Genomic DNA, 21565 nt, shown 5'->3' with positions numbered 1-21565 from the left:
GGTGAGGGCGTGTGAACTTCTGGGAGTATCTGGCCGGCCGGCACCAGCAGCTGCTCACGGACGCCTACCAGCACGCGAGCGCCGTCTTCCAGTGCATGGTCGTCGCGACCGTGCTCGGGGTCCTGATCGGCGTCGCCACCTACCGCAGCGAGTGGGCCGGGAACCTCGCGACCACTGCCACCGCCACCGTCCTGACCGTCCCGGCGCTCGCCCTGATCGGGCTGCTCATCCCGGTCGTGGGCCTGGGCGTGGCGCCGACGGTGATCGCGCTGACGCTGTACGGGCTGCTGCCGGTGGTGCGCAACGCGATCGTCGGGCTGCGCGGGGTCGACCCGGCGCTGGTGGACGCGGCCACGGGCATCGGGATGTCCCGCCCGGCCCGGCTGCTGCGGATCGAGCTGCCGCTGGCCTGGCCGCCGATCCTGACCGGGATCCGGGTCGCGACCCAGATGCTGATGGGCATCGCGGCCATCGCGGCGTACGCCTCGGGACCGGGCCTCGGCAACGTCATCTTCCGCGGACTCGCCTCGCTGGGCAGCGCCAACGCGCTCAACCAGGTCCTCGCGGGCACGCTCGGCATCATCGTCCTGGCGCTGCTGTTCGACGCCGCGTACGTCCTGATCGGGCGGCTGACCATTCCCAGGGGGATCCGTGCCTGAGACCGACGGCCACGGGGCCTCCATCGAGCTGGAGAACCTGACCAAGCGGTACCCCGGCGGTGCGCAGCCGGCCGTGGACAACGTGAGCATGGAGATCAAGGCGGGCGAGGTCGTCGTCTTCGTCGGCCCCTCGGGCTGCGGCAAGTCCACCACCCTCAAGATGATCAACAGGCTGATCGAACCGACCGGCGGCCGTATCCGCATGGGCGGTGAGGACGTCACCGACATCGACCCGGTCGGGCTGCGCCGCAAGGTCGGCTACGCCATCCAGTCCGCCGGGCTCTTCCCGCACATGACGGTCGCGCAGAACATCGCGCTCGTCCCGAGGATGATCGGCTGGTCCAAGGCCCGGACCAGGGCGCGGACCGAGGAACTCCTCGATCTGGTCGGCCTCGACCCCGGCGAGTTCCACGGCCGCTACCCGCGCCAGCTCTCCGGCGGCCAGCAGCAGCGCGTGGGCGTGGCACGGGCCCTGGCCGCCGATCCCCCGGTGCTGCTGATGGACGAGCCGTTCGGGGCGGTGGACCCGATCACCCGCGACCATCTCCAGGACGAGCTGATCCGGCTCCAGCACGAGCTGCACAAGACGATCGTCTTCGTCACCCACGACTTCGACGAGGCGATCAAGATCGGCGACCGGATCGCCGTCCTGCGCGAACGCTCCCACATCGCGCAGTTCGACACCCCGGAGGCCATCCTCACCAACCCGGCGGACGACTTCGTGTCCGGGTTCGTCGGCGCGGGGGCGGCGCTGAAGCGGCTGAACCTGACCCGGGTACGGGACGTGGAGATCACCGACTACCCGACGGTGACGATCGACGACCCGTTGCAGCAGATCTTCAACCGGCTGCGGGCCACCGGCACCAACGAGGTCCTGCTGCTCGACCGGCGCGGCCGCCCCTACAAGTGGCTCCGGCGCGGCGACCTGATGCGGGCCCGGGGCTCGCTGGCCCGCGCCGGGACGCTGGTGCACGACACCGTCACCCGGGACGCGACCCTGCGGGACGCGCTGGAGGCGGTGCTCACCGACAACACCGGGCGCGTCGCGGTGACGGGGCGGCGCGGTGAGTACACCGGTGTCGTCGACATGGAGACGCTCCTCAACTCGGTGCACGACATGCTGGAGGCGGACCGGCTCGACGCGCTGGAGAACCAGCACGAGCTGGAGGAACTGCGGGCGGCGCAGACGCACGCGGAGCAGGAGGGCGGCGGGAGCGTCACGGGCGTGGGCGGCTTCGGAGGAACGCGGTGACCGCTCCGGGGCAGGTGCGCACCGCCCCCGAACCGGCGGACGAAGAGGAGGCCGAGGCGCTCCGGACGCCGCCCGGCCCGCCGCCCCGGCGCGTCGGCCGGCAGCAGCTGACCGTGCTGCCCGCCGTCCTGGTGGCCGTACTGCTCGCCACCTGGCTCTGGTTCGAGCAGGCCGACCTGGACGCGCTGTCCCGGAACGCACTGTCGGGCGGCCAGGTCTCCAAGGCCCTGTGGCAGCACATCCAACTGACCGCGATCTCCACGTTCTTCGTGCTGATCATCGCGATCCCGCTGGGGATCCTGCTGACCCGCCCGGCGTTCCGCAGGGCCACCCCGGTGGCGATGGCGTTCGCCAACATGGGCCAGGCGACCCCCGCGATCGGCCTGCTGGCGCTCCTCGTCATCTGGCTGGGCATCGGCCGCAGGGCCGCCCTGATCGGCATCATCGTCTACGCCGTCCTGCCCGTGCTGTCCAACACGATCACCGGCCTGAAGGCGAACGACCCGACGCTGCTGGAGGCGGCGCGGGGCATCGGCATGTCGCCGGTGGGAGTCCTGACCCGGGTGGAGCTCCCCCTGGCGGTCCCGCTGATCCTCGCGGGTGTCCGCACGGCCCTCGTCCTGAACGTCGGCACGGCGACCCTGGCGGTCTTCGGCGGGGGCGGCGGGCTGGGCGTACTGATCACGACCGGGATCACCAACCAGCGGATGCCGGTGCTGGTGCTGGGCTCGGTCCTCACGGTGGTCCTGGCGCTGCTGGTGGACTGGCTGGCCTCGCTGGCCGAAGTGCTCCTGCGGCCCCGGGGGCTCCAGCCATGAGGCGCCGGACGTGCCTGGCGGCGGCAGCGGGACTGCTGGTCGCGGGGTGCGGCCTGACCAGCGGCTCCCCCATGGCGGACGACGTGCGGCCCGGATCGGTCGGGCGGGGCGAGCCGCTGAAGGGCGCGAGCCTGACGGTGACGTCGAAGTCGTTCACCGAGGGGCTGATCCTCGGCGCGATCATGGGCATCGCCCTGGAGGCGGCCGGCGCGGAGGTACTCGACCGCACGGGCATCCAGGGTTCCATCGGCAGCCGCGAGGCCGTCCGCAAGGGCGACGCCGACGCCGGCTACGAGTACACGGGCACGGCCTGGATCACGTACCTGGGGCACAGCGAGCCGATCACCGATCCGCGCGAGCAATGGGAGGCGGTGCGCAAGGCCGACACGGTGAACGGGCTGGCCTGGCTGCGGCCGTCGTCCCTGAACAACACGTACGCGCTGGCGATGAACCGGCGCAACGCGAAGAAGTACGGCACGAAGACCCTGTCGGACGTGGCGAAGCTGGCGAAGTCCGACCCGGAGGCGGTGAAGCTGTGCGTGGAGGTCGAGTTCGCGAACCGGGCGGACGGGCTGCCGGGCATGCAGCAGACGTACGGGATGAAGCTGCCGGCGCGGAACGTCACGCAGATGGACACGGGGATCATCTACACCCAGACGTCCGAGGGGAGTTGCCCGTACGGGGAGGTGTTCACCACCGACGGGCGCATCGAGTCCATGAAGCTGGCGGTCATGGCGGACGACAGGAAGTTCTTCCCCAACTACAACGCCGCGCCGATGATCAACGCGAAGACCCTCAAGCGGTGGCCGGCGATCGCGGACGTCCTGGATCCGGTGACGGCGAAGCTCAACAACACGGTGGCGCGGACGCTGAACGCGAAGGTGGATGTGGAGGGGGAGGATCCGCATCAGGTGGCGCTGGAGTGGATGGTGGAGGAGGGGCTGGTCAGGGAGGGATGACTGGCCGGCCGGGGAGGGGCGACTGACCGGCCAGGGACGGCCGACTTACAAAGAAGCCGTTGCAAAGACTCCTTTGCAACGCTACCTTTGCATGCATGCCCGAAGAACCGGCTCCTCGCCTGCTCGACGCCCGATCCCTCCGTGGCCTGGCCCATCCGCTGCGGATGCAGCTACTGGTCGCGTTGCGGCGCGGTGGGCCCGCTACCGCCTCCCAACTGGCGGAGAAACTGGGCGAGTCGAGCGGCGCGACCAGTTACCACCTGCGCCAGCTCGCCACGCACGGCTTCGTCGCGGACGATCCGGAGCGCGGCAAGGGACGGGAGCGCTGGTGGAAGGCGGTGGACGGAGGCGTCCAACTCGACGAGACCCTGATCAAGGACCCGGATCCGGCCGTGCGCGGAGCCGTCGCCATGTTCCGCTACGAGCTCGCGAACGTGCACACCCGGGAGGTCGCGACCTGGCTCGGCACCGCGAACGACTGGGCCGAGGAGTGGGACGGCGCCACGGATCTGAGCGACTTCACCCTGCGCCTCACCCCCGAACTCGCCCGCGAGCTGATCGGCAAGATGCACGACCTCGTGCGGAGCTACCGCCCTCTGCCCGAGGACACCCCGGACGCGGAAACGGTCCGCGTCCACACGCACGTCTTCCCCAGCCAGACGACGCCGTGAGAGGCCAGCCCCATGCACCCGGACATCCATCTCGCCCTGTACAACGCCCGCGCCGCGGAACTCCGTGCCGAGGCCGGCGTTCGCCCGGCGGCCCGGAACCGAAACGCCCTGCGTACCCGCCTGGGCTGGACCCTCGTAGAGGTCGGTTTAAGACTCGCCACCCGGCCGGGGACGGCAGCCGCCGTCCATTAGCAGCTCGGCACGGACCCCTTCCCCGTCTCCAGGGCCACCAGTGAGCTCACCGTGCTCTTCAGCGTCGTCACCGGAATCAGCCGCAGGCCCTTCGGCAGCTCGGCCCGCGCGTCCGCGCACTCCGCCTTCGGGACGAGGAACACGGTCGCACCGTCACGCTTGGCCGCCTGGGTCTTGAGGGCGACGCCGCCCACCGCCCCGACCGTGCCGTCGGCGGCGATCGTGCCGGTGCCGGCGATGACACGGCCCCCGGTGAGATCACCGCCGGTGCCGTCACCGTCGAGCTTGTCGATGATCCCCAGGGAGAACAGCAGCCCGGCACTGGGCCCGCCCACGTCCGCGAGTTTCAGGCCGACCTTGACGTCCTTGTCGTCGAGGCCGAGATGGTTCAGCGCGGCCTGCGTCGCCGCGTCCTGGGACTGCTTCATCTGCTTCTCGTTGTGCCGCTCGATCTCCTGGACGGTGTCACCGCTCGGGTAGATCGCGTCGCGCGGCATGACCGCCCGGTCCGTGCGGAACCAGCTGTCGAGGATGTCCGGGAGCGAGACCCGGGTGTCCGGTGAGGTCGCCACGATGGTGGTCATCCGAAGCTGGCCACGGGTGTCCCGGACCGGTGCCCCCGAGATGGTGATCACCGGGGCGCCCTTGTTCTCCCCGAGCACGTTCGTCGTCTGGCCGGGCTGCGCCACCGAGAACGGCAGCGGCGCGAACACCGCCGTGGCGAGCAGAGCCGCGACGGGCAGGGCGCAGACGGCGATGGCCTGGGGACGCGTGAGGCGAGAGAACACGGGATCAATCTAACTCGGGCGCGGAATCCGGCCGGGCCCAGGTCACCCGGGGCCCGGCAGGAGGGCACCGTGAGGGCCCCGCACCCGTCAGCGCAGCGCGTCCGCGACCTCTCGAGCCGCCTCGACGACCCTGTCCCCCACCCGTTCCGGCACCACATCCGCCAGCATCACCACGCCCACGCTGCCCTCGACGCCGGTCACGCCCAGCAGCGGGGCCGCCGCCCCGCACGCGCCGGCCTCCAGCTCCCCGTGGGTCAGGGTGTAGCCCGGGTCCGTCATCGGGTGCTGCCGGGCCGCGAGGATCGCCTTGCCCGCGGCGCCCCGGTCCAGGGGGTGCCGGAACCCGGCCCGGTAGGCGACGTGGTAGTCCGTCCAGGTCGGCTCCACCACGGCCACGGCGAGCGCGTCCGCCCCGTCGACCAGGGTCAGGTGCGCCGTCGCGCCGATGTCCTCGGCCAGCGACCGCAGCGCCGGCATCGCGGCCTCGCGTACCAGGGGATGGACCTGCCGCCCCAGACGCAGCACCCCGAGCCCGACCCGGGCACGTCCGCCCAGGTCACGGCGTATGAGCGCGTGCTGTTCCAACGTGGCGAGCAACCGGTACACCACGGTCCGGTTGACGCCCAGTTTGAGGGAGAGCTCGGTCACGGTCAGCCCGTGGTCCGTGTCGGCGAGCAGCTTGAGGACGCGCAGTCCCCGGTCGAGCGTCTGGGAGGTCTCCGCGGTCACGACGCCCACTCCTTAGTGGTGAGGTCGGCGGCCCTCTGGCGGTCGGATGCGTCACCGAGTCCCGTCGGCAACGCGCTTCAGAGGCCGCCGATCGGCCGGCGGCCCGGCCTGTCCGGGCCGCGTCGCTTCACGGCTGCGCTCCGCGGCGGCGTTGCCACGGGGCGTATGCGTAGCGGGACAGTAGCGAAGGGGGTTCGCTGAGCGGAAGGCTCCGTCCAGAATCCGGGCACACGTCGGGGCCGACTGGCACTGTTTGCCCCGATACGTGCAACAGGGGACACATCGCGCCCCAAAGGGCACACACGGCACCCACACATGCGGAACGGGCCGGGCTCGGCCCGGCCCTGTGACGACGACGACCGGCGTCACTTCATCCGCGTAGCCCACTCCTGGACCTTGGCGATCCGCTGCCGCAGCTGCCCCGCCGTCGCCTCCGCCGCCGGAGGCCCCCCGCACACGCGCCGCAGCTCCGTGTGGATCACGCCGTGCGGCTTGCCGCTCTGGTGGACGTACGCGCCGACCATCGTGTTGAGCTGCCGCCGCAGCTCCATCATCTCCTTGTGCGAGACGACCGGCCGCCGCTCGGCGGGCACTTCGAGCAGGTCGGCCTCCTCGTCCGGCTTCTTGCGGCTGTGCGCGATCTGCCGGGCCTGCCGCTTCTGGAGCAGCAGCTGGACCTGGTCGGGCTCCAGCAGCCCGGGGATGCCGAGGTAGTCCTGCTCCTCCTCGCTCCCCGGGTGGGCCTGCATGCCGAACTCGGCACCGTTGTACATGACCCGGTCGAAGACGGCGTCGGACTCCAGCGCCTCGAAGGGCAGCATGTCCTGCTCGCCGGTGTCCTCGTCCTGCTCCTTGTTCGCCTCCTCCATCTCCTTCTCGGATTCGGCGTACGGGTCCTCCTCGCCCTCCTTCTTGGGCTTGTCGAGGACGTGGTCGCGCTCGCGCTCCATCTCGTTGGCGAAGGAGAGCAGGTCGGGCACGGTCGGCAGGAACACGGAGGCCGTCTCGCCGCGCCGCCGGGACCGCACGAAACGCCCGACGGCCTGCGCGAAGAACAGCGGCGTCGAGATGGTGGTGGCGTACACCCCGACCGCGAGGCGGGGCACGTCGACGCCCTCGGACACCATCCGCACCGCGACCATCCACCGGTCGTTGTTCGCGCTGAACTCGTCGATCCGCTCGGAGGCCCCGGAGTCGTCGGACAGCACGAGGGTCGCCTTGCTCCCCGTGATCTCGCGGATCAGCTTGGCGTACGCACGCGCCGAGTCCTGGTCGGAGGCGATGACGAGCGCACCGGCGTCCGGGATGGCCTTGCGCACCTCGGTCAGCCGCTGGTCGGCGGCGCGCAGCACGGCGGGCATCCACTCACCGCGCGGATCCAGGGCGGTCCGCCAGGCCTGGCTGATGGCGTCCTTGGTCATGGGCTCGCCGAGCCGCGCGGCGACCTCGTCACCGGCCTTGGTGCGCCAGCGCATGTTGCCGCTGTAGGAGAGGAAGATGACGGGCCGGACGACGTTGTCGGCGAGGGCGTTGCCGTAGCCGTAGGTGTAGTCGGCGGCGGACCGGCGGATGCCGTCGTTCCCCTCCTCGTACGTCACGAAGGGGATGGGGTTGGTGTCGGACCGGAAGGGCGTACCGGTCAGGGCCAGCCGCCGCGTCGCGGGCTCGAACGCCTCCAGACAGGCCTCGCCCCAGGACTTGCTGTCACCGGCGTGGTGGATCTCGTCGAGGATGACCAGCGTCTTGCGCTGCTCGACACGGTTGCGGTGGAGCATCGGCCGCACACCGACACCCGCGTAGGTCACGGCGACCCCGTGGTACTCCCGGCCGAGCGGCCCGGCGCTGTACTCCGGGTCGAGCTTGATGCCTATCCGGGCCGCGGCCTCGGCCCACTGCTTCTTCAGGTGCTCGGTCGGTGCCACGACGGTGACCTGCTGCACGACATGGTGGTGCAGCAGCCACGACGCCAGCGTCAGCGCGAAGGTCGTCTTGCCGGCGCCGGGGGTGGCGACCGCCAGGAAGTCCCGCGGCTGCTCCTGGATGTACTTCTCCATCGCGCCCTGCTGCCACGCGCGCAGCTTGCTGGCGGTACCCCAGGGGGCGCGGCCGGGGAACGCCGGGGACAGGTGGTGCGAGGCAGAGCTGGTGCCGGCGGTGGTAGTCACGGTCTCCGTTGGGGGTCGGGCGGCTCGTTCGAGGGAGCCTGACGGCTCGGCTACGTATGACAACCGGGCCACCCTACCGGCGGCCCACCACTGCTCATGCGCGGATCAGGCCGGGTCACACCAGGGTGGGACCCACGTCACAGCCCCCGCAGGCGCTCGGCGGTGAGACGGATGTCCTCTGGGAGGCGGCCGGTGGCGGCCGGCAGGTCGTCGAGCTCCTGCCGGACCAGCCCACCGCCCACCGGCTCTCACCGCTCCCGCAACCGCGTGGTCACCCACGCCCCTACCAGCGCCACCACCGCCATCGGCAGGAACACCGCGGCGAAGGCGGCCGGGTGGGAGCCGGTGGCGTCGGTGGTGGTGTGGCTGACCGTGCCGCCGCCGAGGGCGGCGAAGGCGGCGCCGCCGGCGGAGAGCAGGACGACGTTGGAGAGGCCGTCGGAGATCTGGAGGGCGGCGGAGTTGGTGCCGGCCTCCTCCGGGGCGGAGAGCTTGAGCAGGAGCACGCTCGTGGAGGAGATGACGAGGCCCATGCCGAAGCAGCCGAAGGCCCAGGCGACGGCCAGGGTCCAGACCGGCACGGAGTCGATCAGCACACTCGGTGCGGTGGCGATGGCCGCCGCCACCAGCAGCATCCCGACAGTCGTCAGCCGCTCCCGGTACGGCTCGAACCGCGTCCGCGACTGCACCCACGAGCCCAGCGCCCACGTCCCGCCGCCCGCGGCGAGCGAGAACCCGGCCAACGTCGGACTGAGCCCGCGCTGGGTCACCAGCATCAGCGGCACGAAGGACTCCGCAGCGATGAAGGACCCCGCGGCGACGCCTCGCAGCAGCACGACCGAGGGCAGCCCGCGAGCGGCCCGGTAGGTCCCGCGCGGGAGCAGCCCGAGCACGGCGGGCACCAGCAGGGCCAGTCCGGCCGCGCCCGGCAGGAGCGAGAGGGGGCGCAGGTCCTGGGCGGCGTACTGGAGAAGGCCGGCGCCGAGCGAGATGGCCAGGGCCAGGCGGATGCGGCGGCCGTTGAGGGAGGCGGGTTCGCCGGGCCGGGAAGGCTCCGCCGCGGGTACTGGTCCGGCCGCCCGGCGCCGTATCTGCGGCAGGGCGAGCGCGAGCGGAAAGACGACGAGCAGGGGTATCCCGATGAACACCCACCGCCACCCGAGCCGCTCGGTCACCGTGCCGGCGGCGAGCGGGCCGACGATCGACGGCAGGATCCAGCTCGCGGCGAACGCGGCCATGATGGCCGGCCGCAGCCGCTCCGGATACGCCCGCCCGACGACGACGTACAGCGCGACGATCACCAGCCCGCCGCCGAGCCCCTGCACGGCCCGCCCCAGGATGAACACCCACATCGCCCCGGCGGTCCCCGACAGCAACAGCCCGGCCCCGAAGGAGGCGATGCCCGTCGTCAGCGGCCCGAGGGGCCCGCGCCGGTCCGACCACTGCCCGGAGAGCACCATCCCGAACAGACTCGTCGTGAAGTAGCCGGAGAACGCGAACGCGTACAGCGACACCCCGTCCAACTCCCGCGCCGCGACGGGCATCGCCGTACCGACGGCCGTCGCCTCGAAGGCGATGAGCAGCACCACGGAGACGATCCCGAAGCTCAGGGCCCGATAGGACCGCCCCAGCACGGTCTCGTCCGCCCCGGGGGCGCAGGCCAGGTCTTCGGCTTCCACGACATCTGCGTCACGCGGCTTCGGGACGGTCATGAACGCCAGGGTAAGGGCCACGGAACACTTTGACCCCTGTCGCGAGACGGTCCCGGACTGGGACCTTGGTCGTACGCCTCCCCGCCACAAAGCGTCATGCTGTGTCTGTTCACGCCGGCGCTTGGAGGAGAGAACGATGACCGAACGAACGGGCAGGGTGATCTGCGACATCACGGTCTCGGCCGACGGCTACTCCGCGGGGCTCGACCAGACCGAGGAACGCCCGTTCGGCGACGACGGCGGCGACGGCACGGGCGACAAGCTGCACGCCTGGATGTTCGACCACCCCGACGAGAACCGGGCCGAGATCGACCAGTTGGCCGCCGCCGGAGCATTCATCATGGGCCGCAACATGTTCGGTCCCGTGCGCGGCGAGTGGGACCGTCAATGGAACGGCTGGTGGGGCGACGATCCGCCGTTCCACGCGCCGGTGTTCGTGCTCACCCACCACCCGCGCGGGCCGCAGCCGATGGACGGCGGCACGACGTACCACTTCGTCACGGACGGAATCGCGTCGGCACTGGCTCAGGCCCGGGCCGCGGCCGGCGACGGCGACGGCGACGTCCTGATCCTCGGCGGCGCGACCACCATCAACCAGTACCTCACCGCCGGGCTGATCGACGAACTGCGGCTGCACATCGTGCCGTTCACACTGGGCGTCGGCACGCGCCTGTTCGAGGACGTCCCACCGCTGAGACTGGAACAGGTGAAGTCCCGCCCGGCGACCCAGGTCACACACCTGACGTACCGCGTGCTGTCCTGAGCCCAAGGGCCACTCTGCCGCTAGCCCGCGGAGCACAGACCGTCGTTCGGGCAGAACAGGACCCACGTGTAGTTGTAGCCCGTTCGCACGGTCACCGGATTCGGTGCGGGGCCCTGATTGACGTGGGACCCCGGGTCGGGTGTGGCGGTGAAGGTGACCGTCGTGCCGACTTCGAAGCTCGCGGTGCAGGTGCCGGTCGGGTTCGGCTGCGGGTCGTTGGTCGCGTACGGATCCCACGCCGACTGGTGGCAGTTGATCCCGGCGGGCTGGCTGGTGATGGTTCCGCCGCCCCAGCCGTCGCTGACCCACGCGGACAGTTGAGCGGTGGACTGAGCCTGGGCCGGGGCGACGAAGGCGATCGCGGCGGCCGTGGCGAGTGCGGTGACAACTCCCGTCGCCCGCCAGGCGCCGTTCCTTTTCCTGGTCATGAAAGGCTCCTCGGATCGAACCATGTCGACCCCTGCGACCAGCCTATTCGCCCTCTCGGGGATCTTCCACGGGAGCGGGCGGCCCGCCCGCACGCGGCGGCGTCGGCGGCACTAGCCGGCATCGGGAAGCGCTCCCGGACCGGCTTCCTTCTCTGCCTTTCGCCACGCCCGGCGCCCGTTCTCCGCCCGCACGGCGTCCAGCCACCGCCAGAGACCGATCTCCTCCAGCCGCAGCCCGGGACAGGCGATCCGGTGCGGTACACGGCACACGGCACCCGCCGCGGGCTCGTCCTCGCGGCTGTTCCACGCCGTCCCGTTGGAGTCCAGGTACCAGCGGTGCCAGGCGGGCACCATGTGAGCGGGCACCGGCATGTCCGGTTCGAGGAGGACGTGCCAGCCGTAGTAGGTGACACGCCGGTCCCCGACGAGCCCGCAGTTGGGGCAGACGGGTGGAGCGGGCGGCTCAGGGCCGGTGGCGCCTTCCATCGCCGCCTGGGCCCGGTCGGTCTTCTCCCATGGTTGCGGCGCTCCCGGTGGCCGTTGCCGGTGTCCGTCGGGATCGGGTAACGGGATGATGCTGCTCGGCTGGCCTGTATCCCCCATGGGACCGAGCATGTGCGTGCGTTCGGGAGTCGGCCAGGGCGCAATCGGGGCGCAACGGGAGCAGTCGGGTGGGCCCCGCTCCTACAGCACCCCGCCCGCCTCGTCCTGGAACGCGTCGGTCCAGTAGTGGCGGCCCGAGCCGCCCGCAGTGACGCCCGTCGGGTCGACCGCCGACAGAACCTGGAGCATCGTCATGGCCAGCTGGTCGTACGTGTCGGTCGTCAGCTCGTGGTCCGACTGGGCGTCGATCGCGCGCTCGCGGTGCAGCAGCCAGAGGGTGAAGGCCAGGGTCGACACGTCCGTGTTCAGCGGGTACAGCGTCGCCTCGGGCTCGCACCAGTTCAGGACCGCGCCCGTCTCGCCGTCGACGACCAGGCTGTTGTCCTCGACGAGGTGGCCGAGACGTATCAGGCGGTGGGCGCCGGAGGGAAGTTCCGTCGGGCCGTCCGTGTCGGCGTAGTACTCCGCGAGCGTCGCCAGGGGGACGTCCGTGTCCAGGGAGAAGACGTAGGCGTCCTCCGGCAGGCCCACCTCGCGCAGGAAACGGCGGGTCGGCTCGTGCGTGAGGGTCGCGGGGAAGTCGAGGTCCTCGAAGCGGGCCACCTTGCCGGGGCCGAACTCCTGGTCCAGGAGGCGGTGCGGAAGGTCAAGGGACAGTCCGGACGCGCCGCCCCGGCCCGCGACCAGGGACAGGGGGCGGATCAGGGCCGCCATCTTCCAGAACGGGGCCGGCTCGCCGTCCGTCCCGTCCCGGAACACCGCCAGCAGGTGCTGGGAGGCCTCCGCCACCGCCTTCGGGCCGAAGCGGCCCGCGTAGGAGGCGAACTGGCCGCGCAGACCGGCCAGTTCGTCCGTCGCCTCGGCGAAGCGGACCAGTGTCCGCAGCGAGGGCGCCAGCGGGCGGCGGTCCATCAGGTCGGGGCGGTCGTGCAGGACGTACGTCGTCGAGATCTCGCCCGTCGCGCCGTCCAGCAGGACGGACTCCGTCTCCAGGCCTCCGGGGCCGAGCAGTCCGCCTATCACGAGCTGCTCGCGCAGCTCCGCCGACAGCCGGTCCTCCGGGCCGCCCGTCGAGTCCGCCACCGTGCGCAGACCCTCCCGGTCCAGCTCGGCGAAGCTCAGCACGCCGCTGTCGCCCGGCAGTCCGGGCCCGGTCAGCCAGTGCCGCGTCGACGCGTGCGTCACCCACGGGTCCAGCTCGGACTCGGTCAGGGTGATCACCGCGGAACCGGCGTCGGTCATACTCATGGGCTCCCCCGCATGCGCTTGCTCACCGTCCCCTGGCGGAGCACGGCGGACCGCCCGGCCAGGCCCGGCAGCCGTCCCCCACTGCCCAGAACAGTACGCCCCACCACTGACAACGCCCCGGAACAGCGACGCGCCCAGCTAGGGCCTGTCGTCACATTCCCGTCTGCCTCGCGACGCCATGCACGCTCCCCCACTGCCTTAAGGGCGTGGGAGGTGCCCCCACTCGCCGCACCGGGCGCAGACCCAAGTACGTCCAGTACGAGGGCCTACGCCCGGCACGCCGAGAGCACGCACCTGACGCCGCGAGGCCGCCCTTCGGGCGACGACGGGAATGTGACGACAGACCCTAGGGCGCGTCCACCTCAGCAGACGCTCAGACCACCCTCGCGCGTTCCCTTTCCGCGAGAATCGCCTCCACGGTCTGTTCCACCGTCAGTTCCGAGGTGTCCAGCCACAGTCCGATGCGCGGTGTCCCCGTGCGCAGCGCCTCGTCCAGCATGCCGACGGTCCAGGCGTCGCCGTATCCGGTCTTCGAACGCTCCGCCTCCCGCGCGGCCACCGCCTCGGGCCGCGGCGCGAGGACGACCACGTACAGCGGCCGGGTGCGCACCAGACCGGCGTACGTTCTCAAGTCCTCGCCCAGCACCACGTCCTGCACGACCGCCGTGAACCCGGCCCCGGCGTACGCGTCCGCCGTCGCCGCCGACAGGCGGTACCGGAGCCGGAGCTGGGCCTCCGCCTCGTCCCCGGCGCCTGGGACGTACTCCTCGCGGCCGGACACGATCATGCGCCGGAACACGTCCCCACGTACGTGCGCGGCCCGCGGCAGGGCCTCCGCCAGCGCCTGGGCGACCGTCGACTTGCCGGCCGCCATCACTCCGGTGACCAGGACGACCCCGTCCAGAACGGGCATCAGGACCGTTCCGTGACCACCGCGGCCTGCGGGCGGATCGGCAGCCGGTTCACGGGGCGGCCCGTGGCGGCCCGTACGGCGGACGCGATGGCCGCCGGGGACGTCACCACCGGCACCGCGCTGACCGCCTTCGCCCCGAACGGGGCGACCACGTCCCGCTCCTCGACCAGCCTGACGATGCGGATGTCGGGCGCGTCGAGGGCGGTCGGGAGGGCGTAACCGGTCAGGTCCGGGTGGCGGATCAGACCGCGCGGGGTGCGCAGGTTCTCGGTCAGCGCGATGCCCAGGCCCTGGGTCACGCCCGCCTCGATCCTGGCGGCCAGCTGGGTGGGGTTCAGGACCCGCCCCACGTCCTGGGCGACGGCCAGTTCCACGACCCGTACGGAACCGAGCTCGATGTCGACGTCCACCACCGCGCGGATCGCGCAGAAGGCCATGCCGACGAAGGCGTCGCCCTGGCCGGCCTCGTTCAGCGGCTCGGTCGGGTGCGGGCGGCACTGGGCGGTGGCCCACAGTTCCTTGCCGTCCAGCGCCTCGGTGACGGTCGTCGAGAGGACTCCGTCGTACGAGGTGATCTTGCCGTCGGTGATCTGGAGCAGCTCCGTGGACATGCCGAACTTGTGGGCGAGCGGCTGGAGGAGCTGCGTGCGCACCATCTTGGCCGCGCGCTCCACCGCGCCGCCCGACACCCAGGTGTGCCGGCCACGGCAGCCGGCGCCCGCCGGGGGCTGGTCGGTGTCGACGGGCGCCACGTGCACCTCGTCTATGCCGAGCGTCTCCTGCACGATCTGCCGGGCCAGGGTCGTGAAGCCCTGGCCGGTCTCGACGGCCGCGCACAGCACCGTCGCCACACCGTCGTGGACCTTCACGGTCGCCGTGGAGACCTCGTCCGCGCCCTCCGCGCCGAGCATGTGGACCATGCCCACGCCGTAGCCCACGCCCCGGCGCACCGCGCCCGGTTCGCCCGCGCCCTCGGGGCCGCCGGGCAGCAGCCACTCCTCCTCGGGCGTGTCCTTGGGCAGGGGCGGGAGCGGGAAGTCCCGCACGGCCTGGAGCAGTTCGGCGACCGGGGCCGGGCAGGTCACCGTCTGGCCGGTCGGGAGCACGTCGCCCGTCGCCATCGCGTTGCGCAGCCGCACCTCGGCCGGGTCGATGCCGAGCTTCTTGGCGATCTTGTCCATCTGCGCCTCGTAGGCGGCACAGACCTGCATGGCGCCTTCGCCGCGTACGTGGCCGGACGGGGGGTTGTTGGTACGGACGGCCCAGCCCTCGATGAAGGCGTTCGGGACGACGTACGGGCCGCAGGCGAACGCGACGGCGGCGGCCAGGGCGTCGGCGGAGGTGTCGGCGTAGGCGCCCGCGTCGAGCAGGATCTGCGCCTCCACCTTCACGAGTCTGCCCTCGGCGTCGGCGTGGTGGCGGTAGCGGAGCAGGGTGGGGTGCCGGTGGGCGTGCCCGAGGAAGGACTCCTCGCGCGTGGCCGCGAGTTTCACCGGGCAGCCGGTGCGCAGCGCCAGCAGGCCGAGCGGGAGCTGGAAGCCATGGTCCTCGCGGTCGGCCGTGGCGCCGGGGACACCGGTGACGACGACCTTGACCCGCTCGGGTTCCAGGCCGAAGGCGGCGGCGGCCGTGTCGCGGTCGGCGTGCGGGTCGGTGGAGGCGAGGTACAGCTCCACACCGCCGTCCGGGCGCGGTACGGCCAGGCCCGCCTCGGCGCCGATGGGCGCGGGGTCCTGGCGGCCGATGCGGTACAGGCCCTCGACGACGACCTCGCCGGCCGCCTCCGGGTCGCCGTGGCGCAGCGGGATGTGCCGGATCAGGTTGCCGTCGGGGTGCAGCGGCTCCGCCTCGAAGGCCTGCTCCGGGTCGGTCACCGGGTCGAGCACCTCGTACTCGACGATGACCGCGGCGGCGGCCATCCGCGCGGTGTCCGGGTGGTCGGCGGCGACGGCGGCGATGGGCTCGCCGTGGTGGCGCACGATCTCGGAGGCGAAGAACGGGCGGTCGGCCTTGCCGCGGCCGTGCAACGGGCTGCCGGGGACGTCCTCGTGGGTGACGACGGCGCGTACGCCGGGCATCTCGCGCGCGTGGGAGGTGTCGATGGAGACGATGCGCGCGTGCGGGTGCGGTGAGCGCAGCACGGCCGCCCACAGCAGGCCCTCGGCCCACAGGTCGGCGGCGTACGGGAAGGTGCCCTCCGTCTTGGCGCGGGCGTCCGCGGGCGGGAGGGATGCGCCCAGGCCGTGCGGCAGTGGTTCGGGGGCGGGGGCGGCCTCCGCGGCCTGCGCGGTGGCTGCTTCGTTGCTCACGCGGGGCCTCCGTCCTGGCCGTAGGGCTGGTCATGGGGGTCTGGAGTGTGCGGTTCCGGGGGCGAGCCGAAGGCCGACGCGTGGACGCCGCCGGCGCCCGGGCCCGCCTGGTGCGGGATACGGGCCTCGTCGGTGTCGCCGTCGGCGGGCGCGGAGTGTGCCTCGCGTTCGGCGACGACCTCCTGTACGGCGTCCACCACGCCCCGGTAGCCGGAGCAGCGGCACAGGTTGCCGCACAGCGCCTGGCGGGTCTCCAGCTCGGTGGGCGCCGGGTTGCCCTCCAGGAGGTCGTGCACGGTCATCGCCATGCCGGGCACGCAGAAGCCGCACTGCACGGCGCCGCAGCGCGCGAGCGCCCGCTGCACGTCCGAGGGCTGCCCGTCCTCGGCCAGGCCCTCGACGGTACGGACCTCGCTGCCGGCGGCGGTCACGGCCGGGACCAGGCAGGACGCGACGAGCCGCCCGTCGACCTGGACGTTGCACGCGCCGCACTCGCCCTGCGAGCAGCCGTCCTTGGCCCCCGCGAGTCCGAGCCTCTCGCGCAGCACGTACAGCAGGGACTCGCCGATCCACGCGTCGGCGACGGGGCGGTCGGTGCCGTTGACGCGCAGGACGAAGGAGGCGAGGGGGTGGTCCTCCTGCGGGGCCGTGGAGGGCGCGTCCTGGGGCGCCTCGCCCTGGGTGCCGGCCGGGTCGTGCGAGACGGCGGGGTGGTCGTGCGCTGCCGGGTCGTCCGGGGTCTCGCCTTCGGCGTCCTCCGGTCCGGCGTTGTCCGGGCCGGCCTCGGCCGGGAGGGGCCCGGCGGCGGACGGCTCGGCGGGGGCGTCAGCGCCGTCTGCGGCCCCTGCGCCCTCTGTGGCGTCCTCGGCGGCCTCACCGGGGCCGGGAGCGTCCTGTGAGGCTTCCTGGGCGGTCTGCGGGGGCGCGCCGGCTTCCGCGTGCGCCTCGGGCGCGGGCTCGCCGGGGGCCTCCCCCGGGGCCTCGGAGTACGGCTGGGGGGACTCGGGCTGTTCGGGGGCGGGCGGGGCTGCCCCGGAGTGCTCGGCGTGCTCGGGTGCGTCATCGGTGGCGGCGGAGTGCCCGGCCGGCTCACCGAAGTGGCCCGACGGCTCCGGCGCGTGGCCGGGTGCGCCGGTGGGCTCCGGGCCGTGGTGATCCGTGAAGGCGTGTGGCTCCGGGCCGTGGAGGTCCGTGTCGTGTGGCTCCGGGCCGTGGTGGTCCGTGTCGTGCGGCTCCGGGCCGTGGCCGGTGAAGGCGGACCGATCCGGGCCGTGGTCCGTGAAGCCGTGCGGGTCCGGGCCGTGGCCGGGTACGTCGCCCGGCTTGGGGCCCTGGCCGGGTGCGCCGTGCGGATCCGGGCCGTGGTCCGAGAAGGCGGGCTCGTCCGAGCCGTGGCCCGAGAAGCCCTGTAGGTCCGACCCGTGCTCGGTGAAGGCGGACGGCTCCGGGCGGTGGTCGGTGAAGGCGTGCGGCTCCGAGCCGTGGTCCGTGAAGCCGTGCGGATCCGAGCCGTGGTCTGGTACGCCGTGCGGATCCGAGCCGTGGTCGGCGAAAGCAGACCGCTCCTGCCCCTGGCCGGCACCGTCGGAAGGCTGAGGTGCGTGACCGGCACCGGGCATCTCCGGCCCGTGGCCTGCGAACCCCTGCGACTCCGGCCCATGGCCACCGAAGCCGGACGACTCCGGCCCCTGCGGCATGGGCCCGGCGGGCGGCTGCTCCGGGGCGTGGGCGCGCCGCGCCTCCGGATCCGGCGCGTACCCGGAGGCCGGTCCGGCAGCCGGCGGCTGCCCGAGTCCGTGTCCGCCGTCCTGCTCGTGCCCGTGCGGATAACCCGGCCCGGACTGCTCCTGCCCCGCCGTGTCCTGCTGCCCCCACGGCCGGCCCGCCGCCTGTGTCGCCCACGGCGCGGGCGCACCGCCCGGCAGCGTGGGTGGCGGCGTGCCGCCCCACTGCTCGACCAGCGAGGACGTGGTGAACTCGCCCGACTCGTCCGGAAGGTCGCCCCCGGCGACGGGGATGGACCACTGCCCGGTCACGTCATGGCCGGGCGCGGACTCCGTCGCCGAGGTGTCCTCGAAGTTCCACTGCCCGGTGGCTCCCGGGTTGTACATGAAGCGGTCGTCCTCGCCGTGCCGCGCCGTCCCCGCGCCGGAGCCGTACGGCGTGCCGGATCCGTACGGCGCCTCCGTGCCGTACGTCCGCTCGCCCGTGTCGTGCCCCGGCTGCTCGTGACCGCCGTGCTCGTGGCCCTGCCGGTGCGCCGCGTGCGGGTCGTGCCACTGAGTGCCGTCGACGGGCGCGCCGGGGACCGGCCACGCGCCCGGTGCCGCCGGGTCGGTTCCGGCGGTCGCGGCGGGGTCGACCGTTATCTGCGGCGGCACGTAGCCGTGGCCGGGCGCGGCGAGGGGGCTGTCGGCGGCCAGCAGCGCGTCGATGCCCCCCTCGGGGAGCTCGACGAAGGCGGTTGCGCCGTCGTCGTACTCGCCCTGGGGCAGCGGGTCCCAGCGGCTCCCGCCCCGGGGCGTGCCCTCTCCGTGCTGGTCGTCGGTCACGACAGCGCCCTCCCCAGTGCTCGTCGGGCCAGCGCGGCGACGGTACGCCGCAGGTGCAGTACGGCGGGCGGAAGCTGTGCGACCGAGCCGTCCTCGGCCGGCGCCGCGTCGGGGATGCAGGCCGCGGCGACGTACTCGCCGAAGGCGCTCAGGGCCTCCGGCACGAGCGCGCGGTTGTTGTCCCAGTCGATGAGGCTGCCGACCCACTGCTCGGCCTCCAGGGGGCGCAGCGGCATCGGCGCTATGGCGCCCACTGCGCAACGCACGCCCCGGCGTGCGGGGTCCAGGACCAGGGCCACGGACGCCACCGCACGCCCCGGGCCGGTGCGTCCGGTCGCCTTCAGGAAGACCTGCGGGGCGTGCAGCAGCGGCACGCGCACGTAGCCGATGAGTTCACCGGCCCGCAGCATGTCCATCCCGGCCAGCAGGTGCGACACGGGGACCTCCCGGCGGGCTCCGCCCGGGCCCGCGATGATCAGTGTCGCCTCCAGGGCGGCCAGCACCGGCAGCGCGTCCCCGGTGGGGGCGGCCGAGGCGATGTTGCCGCCCAGGGTGCCCGCGTTGCGGATGTGCGGCGGGCCCGCGGCGCGCGCGGCGGCGGCGAGCGCCGGGATCAGGGCCGCGAAGTCGGGGCGGCCCATGCGCGCGTGCGTGAGGCCCGCGCCGAGCAGCGCGTGACCGTCCAGGTACCGCCAGCCGCGGATCTCGCTGATCCGGCCGAGTCCCACCAGCGCGGCGGGCCTGAGCTGTCCGGAGTTGACGGCGGCCATCAGGTCGGTGCCGCCCGCGACGGGCACGGCGGCGGGCACGGCGGTGAGTGCCGCGACGGCCTCGTCCAGCGTCGTGGGCAGCGTGACGGCCTGCGCCGCCTGCGGTGCGTGCGTGGTCAAACCGGCTGCCCCTTCCCGCTGCCCCACCTGGTCCCACCTGTGCTGCCGTACGGTACGTGCTGACAGGGCGGACGTGGCAACTCTGGCACATCTTGGCGAGAGCCGAGGACACGGGTCCGCTAGGAGGCATTCGCCCACCTCACCGGGGAGATGGTCCGTTTTCACCCGGGTTCACCAGTGCGTGGGGATTGGCACTTTCGGTGACCCTTGTGCGCTTTTTCCGTGGCTTGTTCGAGCTGTTCGGTAGCGACGGCCGAGCTGTTCGGCAGGGACGGCCCGGTGTTACCGGCTGGGCGGCGGTCCGTCCTTGGGGCGGCCCAGCACCCCGGGGCGCCGCTGCCAGGGCAGCGGTCCGGCGGGTGGCCGGTAGGCGACGCCGAGGGCGTCGAGCCGCCGGTAGTGGGCGGCCATACGGCACTCGAAGCCGGTGAAGTCCCGTTCCGCCGGGACGGGCAGGGCGCTCCAGGCGACCTCGGCGAAGGCCGCGAGCCGGGGAAACGTCTGGTAGTCCACCCGTGCGTGGTCCTCCATCACCTCGGTCCACACGTTGGCCTGGGTGCCCAGCACGTGCCCGGCCTCCTCGGGCGTCAACTCCGGCGGCACCGGCTCGAACCGGTAGACGTCCTCCAGGGTGCGCACCCACCCGATCGGCACCGGCTCGTCGGGGCCCGGGGCCTGACGGTGGTCCAGATACACCTGCTGCTCGGGGCACATGACGACGTCGTGGCCGGCCCGGGCTGCGGCGATGCCCCCCGCGTAGCCGCGCCAGGAGGACACGGCCGCGCCCTTCGCCAGCCCGCCCTCCAGGATCTCGTCCCAGCCGATCAGCCGGCGCCCGCGCGCGGCCAGCCACGCGTCGAAGTGCCCGATGAACCAGGACTGGAGCTCGTCCTCGTCAGCGAGGCCGAGTTCCCTGATGCGCGCCTGGGCGGTCTCCGACCGCCGCCACTGGTCCTTGGGGCATTCGTCGCCGCCGACGTGGACGAACTCCGACGGGAACAGCTCCAGCACTTCCTCGAAGACGCCCTCGTAGAAGCGCAGGGTGTTGTCGGTGGGGGCGAGTACGTTCGGGTTGATTCCCCAGGTGTCCCAGACGGAGAGGGCGGTGGTGTCGATGACGTCGGTGTTGCCGAGTTCCGGGTACGCGGCGATGGCGGCCTGCGAGTGGCCCGGTACGTCGATTTCGGGGACGACGGTGATATGCCGCTCGGCGGCGTACGCGACGATCTCCCGGATGTCGTCCTGGGTGTAGTAGCCGCCGTGCGGCTTCTCCTCCCACAGAGGTGAGGCCCGGTGGCCGGTTTTCGTCCGCGCCCGCCAGGAGCCGATCTCGGTCAGCCGGGGATGCCGCTCGATCCGGATGCGCCAGCCCTGGTCGTCCGTCAGATGGAAGTGGAAGACGTTGAGTTTGTGCGCGGCCATCAGATCGAGATGGCGCAGGACGCCTTCCTTGGGCATGAAGTGCCGGGCGACGTCGAGCATGAGGCCGCGCCAGCGGAATCGGGGAGCGTCGTGGATGGTGACGGCGGACACCTCCCATTTCCGCCGGCGGGTCACCGGAGCGCGGCGAAAGGCATCGGGGCCGAGAAGTTGACGGAAGGTCTGGGCGCCCCAGAACAGGCCCGCCGGACTCGCCCCTTCGATGAGGACGCGGTCGGCGCCGGCCGTGAGGCGGTACGCCTCGGGTCCGCCCAGGGCGGGCAGGATCCCCAGTCGGACACGGTGGGCGTCGCCGGTGTGCGGGTCCAGCGGCAGACCGGTCGCCGCGCCGACGGTCGCGCGCAGCCACCGCGCGACCGGCTCGGTGCCGGGGCCCGACTCGATCCCGGTGCCCGCGTCGAGGACGAAGCCCGGTCCGTCCTCGGTCTCGACGCTCAGGGGCGCCGGAATCACGTCCGTGTTCGGAGGAGTCAC

19 protein-coding genes are annotated in these 21565 nt (G+C 72.7%); 7 read left to right on the top strand and 12 right to left on the bottom strand.

Annotated features, from left to right (window positions below; translation table 11 throughout):
• The first annotated feature begins 11 nt into the window (after positions 1-11).
• The 6 genes from QC385_RS36200 (at position 12) to QC385_RS36175 (ending at position 4551) form a co-directional block, all read left to right on the top strand.
• On the top strand, positions 12-659 hold the full coding sequence (locus QC385_RS36200) for an ABC transporter permease subunit (protein ID WP_086842350.1): 648 nt from the start codon (positions 12-14) through the stop codon (positions 657-659).
• The gene (locus QC385_RS36195; RefSeq protein WP_279545627.1) at positions 652-1911 is read left to right on the top strand and encodes a betaine/proline/choline family ABC transporter ATP-binding protein; all 1260 of its coding nucleotides are present in this window, start codon (positions 652-654) and stop codon (positions 1909-1911) included. The genes QC385_RS36200 and QC385_RS36195 overlap by 8 nt, the downstream gene beginning before the upstream one ends.
• Positions 1908-2729, top strand: a complete 822-nt coding sequence (locus QC385_RS36190; RefSeq protein WP_279545626.1) for an ABC transporter permease — start codon at positions 1908-1910, stop codon at positions 2727-2729. Before QC385_RS36195 ends, QC385_RS36190 begins: the two co-directional genes overlap by 4 nt.
• The gene (locus QC385_RS36185; RefSeq protein WP_279545625.1) at positions 2726-3688 is read left to right on the top strand and encodes a glycine betaine ABC transporter substrate-binding protein; all 963 of its coding nucleotides are present in this window, start codon (positions 2726-2728) and stop codon (positions 3686-3688) included. Before QC385_RS36190 ends, QC385_RS36185 begins: the two co-directional genes overlap by 4 nt.
• A gap of 95 nt (positions 3689-3783) precedes the next feature.
• Entirely contained in the window at positions 3784-4359 is a 576-nt protein-coding gene (locus QC385_RS36180) for an ArsR/SmtB family transcription factor (RefSeq protein ID WP_279545623.1), read from the top strand.
• A 12-nt stretch (positions 4360-4371) separates the two neighbouring features.
• A complete protein-coding gene (locus QC385_RS36175; protein ID WP_279545621.1) occupies positions 4372-4551 on the top strand; it encodes a hypothetical protein in 180 nt (59 codons plus the stop codon).
• On the opposite strand, the gene QC385_RS36170 is transcribed toward QC385_RS36175, so the two are convergent.
• From QC385_RS36170 to QC385_RS36155, 4 genes are all read right to left on the bottom strand, one after another.
• Positions 4548-5339: a S16 family serine protease gene (locus tag QC385_RS36170; protein ID WP_150481158.1), complete on the bottom strand. Its 792-nt coding sequence runs from the start codon at positions 5337-5339 to the stop codon at positions 4548-4550. The two genes, QC385_RS36175 and QC385_RS36170, sit on opposite strands and share 4 nt — an antisense overlap.
• Before the next feature lie 87 nt (positions 5340-5426).
• Complete coding sequence (locus tag QC385_RS36165) at positions 5427-6068, bottom strand: IclR family transcriptional regulator (protein WP_279545619.1); 642 nt, start codon at positions 6066-6068, stop codon at positions 5427-5429.
• A gap of 365 nt (positions 6069-6433) precedes the next feature.
• Positions 6434-8233: a DEAD/DEAH box helicase gene (locus QC385_RS36160; RefSeq protein ID WP_279545618.1), complete on the bottom strand. Its 1800-nt coding sequence runs from the start codon at positions 8231-8233 to the stop codon at positions 6434-6436.
• 248 nt (positions 8234-8481) lie between these two features.
• The gene (locus tag QC385_RS36155) at positions 8482-9945 is read right to left on the bottom strand and encodes an MFS transporter (RefSeq protein ID WP_279545616.1); all 1464 of its coding nucleotides are present in this window, start codon (positions 9943-9945) and stop codon (positions 8482-8484) included.
• A gap of 136 nt (positions 9946-10081) precedes the next feature.
• Here QC385_RS36155 and QC385_RS36150 point away from each other — a divergent pair, with 136 nt between their 5' ends.
• Entirely contained in the window at positions 10082-10708 is a 627-nt protein-coding gene (locus tag QC385_RS36150) for a dihydrofolate reductase family protein (protein ID WP_279545614.1), read from the top strand.
• Positions 10709-10728: 20 nt separating this feature from the next.
• Here the strand turns inward: QC385_RS36150 and QC385_RS36145 are convergent, their stop codons facing one another.
• The 8 genes from QC385_RS36145 to QC385_RS36110 form a co-directional block, all read right to left on the bottom strand.
• The gene (locus QC385_RS36145) at positions 10729-11136 is read right to left on the bottom strand and encodes a hypothetical protein (protein ID WP_279545613.1); all 408 of its coding nucleotides are present in this window, start codon (positions 11134-11136) and stop codon (positions 10729-10731) included.
• A 111-nt stretch (positions 11137-11247) separates the two neighbouring features.
• Positions 11248-11739 carry a DUF6083 domain-containing protein gene (locus QC385_RS36140; protein WP_279545612.1) on the bottom strand — a complete coding sequence of 164 codons (492 nt, stop codon included), beginning with the start codon at positions 11737-11739 and terminating at the stop codon, positions 11248-11250.
• Between the two features lie 81 nt (positions 11740-11820).
• Positions 11821-12987: an SUKH-4 family immunity protein gene (locus tag QC385_RS36135; protein ID WP_279545611.1), complete on the bottom strand. Its 1167-nt coding sequence runs from the start codon at positions 12985-12987 to the stop codon at positions 11821-11823.
• A gap of 373 nt (positions 12988-13360) precedes the next feature.
• Positions 13361-13900: an AAA family ATPase gene (locus QC385_RS36130; protein WP_279545610.1), complete on the bottom strand. Its 540-nt coding sequence runs from the start codon at positions 13898-13900 to the stop codon at positions 13361-13363.
• Positions 13900-16209, bottom strand: a complete 2310-nt coding sequence (locus QC385_RS36125; RefSeq protein WP_279545609.1) for a xanthine dehydrogenase family protein molybdopterin-binding subunit — start codon at positions 16207-16209, stop codon at positions 13900-13902. The genes QC385_RS36130 and QC385_RS36125 overlap by 1 nt, the downstream gene beginning before the upstream one ends.
• The gene (locus tag QC385_RS36120; RefSeq protein ID WP_279545608.1) at positions 16206-18761 is read right to left on the bottom strand and encodes a 2Fe-2S iron-sulfur cluster-binding protein; all 2556 of its coding nucleotides are present in this window, start codon (positions 18759-18761) and stop codon (positions 16206-16208) included. Before QC385_RS36120 ends, QC385_RS36125 begins: the two co-directional genes overlap by 4 nt.
• Positions 18758-19651, bottom strand: coding sequence for an FAD binding domain-containing protein (locus QC385_RS36115; protein WP_279545607.1), 894 nt, complete (start codon positions 19649-19651; stop codon positions 18758-18760). Before QC385_RS36115 ends, QC385_RS36120 begins: the two co-directional genes overlap by 4 nt.
• Positions 19652-19933: 282 nt before the next feature.
• The gene (locus QC385_RS36110; RefSeq protein ID WP_443033077.1) at positions 19934-21565 is read right to left on the bottom strand and encodes a beta-N-acetylhexosaminidase; all 1632 of its coding nucleotides are present in this window, start codon (positions 21563-21565) and stop codon (positions 19934-19936) included.

This window comes from Streptomyces sp. DH10 (assembly GCF_029813805.1).
Taxonomy (GTDB): Bacteria; Actinomycetota; Actinomycetes; order Streptomycetales; family Streptomycetaceae; genus Streptomyces; species Streptomyces coeruleofuscus.
Note: the sequence above shows the minus strand (reverse complement) of the source record. Positions and strands in the feature narration are given on the sequence as shown.